Source organism: Lactobacillus nasalidis (assembly GCF_016587775.1).
GTDB classification, from domain to species: domain Bacteria; phylum Bacillota; class Bacilli; order Lactobacillales; family Lactobacillaceae; genus Lactobacillus; species Lactobacillus nasalidis.
This window is the reverse complement of the sequence record NZ_BOCG01000019.1, coordinates 1-300: the sequence shown is the minus strand read 5'-3', so window position 1 is coordinate 300 and position 300 is coordinate 1. Positions and strand designations below refer to the sequence as shown.

1 protein-coding gene is annotated in these 300 nt (G+C 50.3%); it reads left to right on the top strand.

What is annotated here, in order from left to right; translation table 11 throughout:
• The coding region (locus lacNas_RS00165; RefSeq protein ID WP_373868025.1) for a thiamine pyrophosphate-dependent enzyme at positions 1-300 on the top strand (300 nt) is incomplete at both ends.

Sequence of the window (300 nt, the reverse complement as noted above, 5' to 3'; positions counted from 1 at the left end):
GACTGGGCAAAGGTTGCAGAAGGCATGAACATGAAGGCCTTCACTGTTCACGACAAGGCTGAATTCCAAGCAGCTGTAGAAGAATGGAAGAAGATGGACGGCCCAGCCTTCATCGACGTTAAGTACACCAAGCACATGGCTTACTCAACTGAACTGAACACCCTGGACGACCCAGAATTCGTGAAGTACTACCACGCAGAAGCTCTGCACCCATTCTCATACTTTGCTGAAAAGTTTGGTCTGGAAATCGACGCAGCTTCAGGTGCATCCGGCCACTCAGAAGACAAGGCTGACGCTTTG